The organism is Streptomyces sp. MnatMP-M17, from assembly GCF_900091995.1.
Classification (GTDB): Bacteria; Actinomycetota; Actinomycetes; order Streptomycetales; family Streptomycetaceae; genus Streptomyces.
The window spans coordinates 1-5,371 of record NZ_FMDK01001033.1 but is presented as its reverse complement, the minus strand read 5'-3'; the positions used below and the strand labels follow the sequence as shown (position 1 = coordinate 5,371).

The following is a 5,371-nucleotide window of genomic DNA, read 5'->3' as shown; positions in this document are numbered from 1 at the left end:
GTGGATGCCGTCGTGCTGGCCACGGCCACTCCGGACCATCCCTGTCCCGGTACGGCTCCCGCGCTGGCGGCGCGGCTGGGGCTCGGGCCGGTGCCCGCGTTCGACATCGGCGCGGTGTGCAGCGGCTTCGTCTACGGCCTCGCGGTCTGCCGGGGCCTGGTGGTGTCCGGGCTGTATGACCGGGTGCTGCTCGTCGGCGCCGATGTGTACTCGACCTGGCTGGACCCGAGGGACCGCTCGTCGGGCGTGGTGTTCGGTGACGGCGCGGGAGCCGCGCTCATCGGCGCGGGCCGGGCGGGCGCGCCCGGTGAGCTGCTCGCCTTCGACCTGGGCAGCGACGGCGCGGGATACGACCTGATCACCGTGGCCGGAGGCGGCTCGCGGGCCCGTGCCACCGGCCGGCCGCCCGCCGAAGGCGATGAGTTCTTCCGGATGCGGGGCCGGGCCGTCTATCAGCACGCGGTCGAGCGGATGACCGCTTCGTGCCGCTCCCTGCTGGACACGGTGGGCTGGGAGGCGGCCCAGGTCGACCACTTCGTACCGCACCAGGCCAACGCGCGGATCCTGCGGGCGGTCGCCGGGCGGCTGGGCATCGGCGCGGACCGCTGTGTCATACATCTCGACCGGGTGGGCAACACGGGCGCGGCCTCCATCCCGCTGGCCCTGGCCGACGCGGAGGCCCGAGGGCGCCTGCGCGCGGGCGACCGCGTGCTGCTGACGGCCTTCGGCGGCGGTCTCACCTGGGGCACGGCGGCGCTCCGCTGGCCCGGTACTCCACGGGCCGCGGCCCACGACGGAAGGAACGAATCATGACGCAGCGGAACGGGACGGCTCTCGGCCGGGAGCCCGGACAGGGCGTCGGCCCGGTCGCGGTGACCGGACTCGGAGTGGTGACTCCGGCCGGCGGCGACGAGCGGGCCTTCTGGGCCGGGCTCCGCGCCGGGCGGTCCGTCGCCCGGCGGCGGGAGGAACTGACCGGTATCCCGGTCGACTTCGCCTGCGCGGTCGACGGACTGGATGTGGACGCCGCGGTCGGCGGACGCTCGGTGTGGCGGATGGCGCGGTTTGCGAAACTGGCGCTGATCGCCGCCAGACAGGCGGTCGCCGACGCCGGACTCGATCCGGCGGCCTGGGAGCCCGGCCGGGTGGGCGTGGTGCTCGGCGTGGGCGTCGGCGGTGTCTCCGTACTCGTCGACGGCGCGCTGAAACTGCGCGAGCAGGGACCGCAGTCGGTCTCTCCGCTGCTGGTGCCGATGATGATCCCGAACGCCGCGGCCGGAGAGGTCGCCATCGCGCTCAAGGCGCAGGGCCCCAGCCTGGCACCGGTGACGGCCTGTGCCTCGGGTGCTACGGCGATCGCGCTCGGACGCGATCTGCTGGCCGGCGGACAGTGCGACGTGGTGGTGGCCGGCGGCGCCGAATCCGTACTGACACCGCTGGTGGTGACGGCCTTCGCGCGGATGGGCGCGCTGTCGACGCGGATGGACGATCCGGCCTCGGCGTCCCGGCCGTTCGCCGCGGACCGGGACGGCTTCGTCCTCGGTGAGGGCGCCGCCATGGTCGTACTGGAACGGGAGACGGACGCGCGGGCCCGCGGCCGGGCGCCGCGCGCGCTCGTGGCCGGAGCGGGCGCCAGTACGGACGCGTACCACCCGACGGCGCCGGAACCGCACGGCAGAGGCGCGCAGGCGGCGGTCGAGGCGGCGCTGCGGGACGCGGGCTGGAGCGCGTACGACGTACAGCACGTCAACGCGCACGGGACGTCCACACAGCTCAACGACGCCATGGAGGCCACGCTGATCGAGCGCGTCTATCCGCACCGGCCGCCGGTCACCGCGCCCAAGGGCGTGGTCGGGCACACGCTGGGCGCCGCCGGAGCGATCGAGGCGGTGGCGACGGTGCTGACGCTCGAACACGGCGTGATTCCACCGGTCGCCAATCTGGACGCGCCCGCCGTCGAGTTCGACATCGACTGTGTGACCAAGGAGTGCCGGAGGCAGTGCGTGGAGACCGCGATCAGCCACTCCTTCGGCTTCGGCGGCCACAATGTGGCGCTGGCGTTCCGCCGCGCATGAGGCGGCGCAGGGAGCGGTACATGAGGGCAGCGCAGGTGCCCCCGGGGGGCCTTTCGAATGAATGTTTTGAGGTTCAGGGTGGGGAAGAGTCGTTTCTTCGCCACTCCTTGATCGTTCTTTTCGCGTGAGCGTACTGATCGACCATGACGGTGTGGAGTCCACGGGCGCCGTGGACCAGGCGGCCCCGGCGGACTCGACGGACACCACGGCGGCCCGGCTGACGCGTGTGCTGTTCGGAGAGGAGTTCTCCCGCGTGCACGGACCCTGGCGACGGCTGGTGGCGGCGGAACCGTTCCGCCGCCCGGCGGACGCCTCGCCCCGGGAGCGGGTCGCCCTGGCGTACGCGCGGCTGCGTACGCTCAACGACTCGCTCGACAGCCCGCTGGCGCTGGCGGCCGATCCGCGTCTGCTGGCCGCGCTGTACGAATGGCTGGGCCCGGTCGACTCCTGCCTCACGACCGTGGCCGGCATTCACTACAACCTCTTTCTCGGCAGCCTGCTCGACCACACCTCGCCTGCCTCTCCGGCCGACGCGGACGGACGCGACCCCGAGCCGGTCCGGGATCTGGCGGACTTCCTGGCGCTGCGCCGGGTGGGCACCTTTCTCTGTACGGAGCTGGCGCACGGCAATGACGCGGCGGCCCTGGAGACGACGGCCGTCTACGACCGCGCCAGGGACGGCTTCGTCCTGCACACTCCGCACGCCGGCGCGCAGAAGTTCATGCCCAACACCAGCCCGGTCGGCGGCCCCAAGTCCGGCGTGGTGGCGGCCCGGCTGCTCGTGGACGGCGCCGACCACGGAGTCTTTCTCTTTCTGGCGCCGCTGACCGACGGCGAGCGTGCCCTGCCCGGTGTACGGGTGCGCGGACTGCCCGCCCTCCTCGGCAGCCCGGTCGACCACTCCCTGACCTCGTTCGACCAGGTCTTCGTGGCACGGGACGCGCTGCTGGGCGGCGCGCAGGGCCGGCTCGGCGCGGACGGTGTGTTCACCAGTGAGCAGAGCAACCGCCGTCGGCGCTTTCTGACCTCGATCGGCCGCGTGACCACGGGCAAGCTCTCGATGAGCGCGGGCGCCCTCGGCGGAGCCCGGGTCGCGCTGGCGCTCGCCGTGCGGTACGGCGGACACCGGCTGATCTCGGGCGCCAGAGCGGTGGACCGCGTACCGGTGTTCGCCCATCGCAGCCACCACGGCCCGCTGGTCTCGGCCCTGGCCACGGTCTACGCGATGAGCCTGCTGCACCGCGCGGCGCTCGACGCGTGGATGGCGCACACCGAGGAGAACAAGGGAGAGACGGAGCGGACGGTGGCCGTCGCGAAGGGCTGGATCACCTGGCAGGCGCGCGCGGTCATCCTGGAGTGCCGGGAACGGTGCGGCGCGCAAGGGCTGTTGGAGAGCAACGGGCTGGCGGAGCTGATGGCCGGAGCCGAGGGCGCCATCACGGCGGAGGGCGACAATCTCGCGATCTACGCGAAGGCGGCGGCCGAGATGCTGTTCTCGGCCGGATCACCGGAGGCGGACGGTACGGACCGTGCGGACGCTCCCGGACGCGGCGGCTCCGAGTGCCGCGGCTCGGGACGTGGCGGTTCCGGCGATCGGGAAGGTGCCGATCGGGAAGGTGCCGACCGGGAAGGTGCCGACCGTGTCGGCCGTGACGACGAGGACGGACCGGTGGCGGCCCGTGAGCTCTCCGACACCCGCTTTCTCGGCGCTCTTCTCGCGGGCGTCGAGGACGTATGGCTCGCCCGTGCCCGCCGCCGGATGAGCCAGGCGCCGCGCGGCGATTCGCTCGCGCGCTGGAACACCGCCTCCGGTGCCGCGCTGCGGGCCGTCGAGGCCCATGCCCACCGCCGCGCGGCCGAGGCCTTCGCCGCGGCGGTGGCCGAGCTGACGCCAGGCACCGCCGCCCATGAGCTGCTGCGCTCGCTGCAACGGCTGTTCGCGCTCCAGTGGATCGACCGCAACAGCGGCGATCTGCTGGCCGCCGGCCGGCTGGCCCCACGACATGTCGACGGGCTTCCCGAGGCCGTGGAACAACTCATCGCCGAACTGGCCGCGCACGCGCCCGCCTTGGTCGAGGCCTTCGCCCTGCCCGAGGAGATGCTCGCCAACTGGCCCATCGCCGGGGCCGGTTATGTCGACGCGTACGACGACGCGGAGGCCTCCTGGCACTCCGTACCCGCTTGAATCCACCGGCCCCGGGAACCGGTTCCACCCGCCGACCACGCGATCCCACCCACCAACAACGCAAGGACATGCCATGAGCGAGATCCACCCGCGGATCAACGAGGTACTCACCGAGACCTTCAAGGTGCCCGCCGCCGAGATCGTCCCCGAGGCCACCATGGACAGCCTGGAGATGGACTCTCTCGCCGTCGCCGAGTTCGCCGTGATCATCAAGGAGACGCTGGGTATCGACACCGACTCGGACACGCTCCTCAAGGGCGCCACCCTGGCCGAGATCACCGCGTTCCTCGACGATGCGGCCGTGAGCGTCGGCCGATGACCGGACCCGCCGTCGCAGTCGCCGTCACCGGTCTGGGCATGATCACGCCGGTCGGGAACGACACCGAGTCCACCTGGCACGGCGTGTGCGCCGGAGTCTCGCCCGCCCGTACGCTCCCCGAACTGAGCGGCTGCGCCGTCGACTTCGCCTGTACGGTCGACGGCATCGACCTCTCCGCCGCGGTCGGCGGACGTACGGCCTTCCGTATGGGCAGATATGTGAAACTCGCGCTGATCGCCGCGCGCGAGGCGGTCGCGGACGCCGGGCTCGATCCGGAGTCCTGGGACGGCACCCGGGTCGCCGTCGTGGTCGGGACCAGCAGCGGAGGCTCCGCGAGCGTGGCGGAACAGGCCGTGGCGCTCGACCGGCGCGGTCCCGAGGCCACCTCGCCGTCGGGCGTGCTGCTCACGATCCCCAATATGCCGGCCGCCGAGATCGCCGTCAGAATGCGGGCCACCGGGCCGAGCATGGCGCCGTGCACGGCCTGCTCCTCGGGAGTGACGGCGCTCTCCGTGGCGCGTGATCTGCTGGCCGCCGGACAGTGCGACATCGCGGTGGCGGGCGCCACCGAGGCGATGATCTGCCCGCTCGCCATGACCGGATTCGCGCGCTCGGGCGTGGCCGCCCTGGCCGGTCCCGGTGTCGATCCGGCCGTGCTGTGCAGGCCCTTCGCGGCGGACCGCGCCGGGCTGGTCATGGGGGAGGGCGCCGCGATCATGGTGCTGGAGCGGGAGAAGGACGCGCGGGCGCGCGGCGCGCGGCCACGGGCGCTGGTGGCGGGCGCCGGAGCGA

5 protein-coding genes are annotated in these 5,371 nt (G+C 73.1%); all 5 read left to right on the top strand.

The window, feature by feature from the left end:
• Positions 1 to 813: beta-ketoacyl-ACP synthase 3 (locus GA0115259_RS35490; RefSeq protein ID WP_093604489.1), on the top strand; the 813-nt coding region annotated here is incomplete at its 5' end.
• Positions 810 to 2,075 (top strand): beta-ketoacyl-[acyl-carrier-protein] synthase family protein, encoded by a 1,266-nt coding sequence (locus tag GA0115259_RS35485; protein ID WP_093604487.1) that lies wholly within the window; start codon positions 810 to 812, stop codon positions 2,073 to 2,075. The genes GA0115259_RS35490 and GA0115259_RS35485, both read left to right, overlap by 4 nt.
• 169 nt (positions 2,076 to 2,244) lie before the next feature.
• The gene (locus GA0115259_RS35480) at positions 2,245 to 4,260 is read left to right on the top strand and encodes an acyl-CoA dehydrogenase family protein (RefSeq protein WP_256098288.1); all 2,016 of its coding nucleotides are present in this window, start codon (positions 2,245 to 2,247) and stop codon (positions 4,258 to 4,260) included.
• A 73-nt stretch (positions 4,261 to 4,333) separates the two neighbouring features.
• Positions 4,334 to 4,579, top strand: coding sequence for an acyl carrier protein (locus GA0115259_RS35475; RefSeq protein WP_066943909.1), 246 nt, complete (start codon positions 4,334 to 4,336; stop codon positions 4,577 to 4,579).
• On the top strand, positions 4,576 to 5,371 hold a 796-nt coding region (locus tag GA0115259_RS35470; RefSeq protein WP_272921266.1), incomplete at its 3' end, for a beta-ketoacyl-[acyl-carrier-protein] synthase family protein. The genes GA0115259_RS35475 and GA0115259_RS35470, both read left to right, overlap by 4 nt.

Excerpts from the sequence above, each read along its gene's own strand:
- GA0115259_RS35485 (WP_093604487.1), top strand. The coding sequence starts at position 810 with ATGACGCAGCGGAACGGGACGGCTCTCGGCCGGGAGCCCGGACAGGGC.
- GA0115259_RS35475 (WP_066943909.1), top strand. The coding sequence starts at position 4,334 with ATGAGCGAGATCCACCCGCGGATCAACGAGGTACTCACCGAGACCTTC.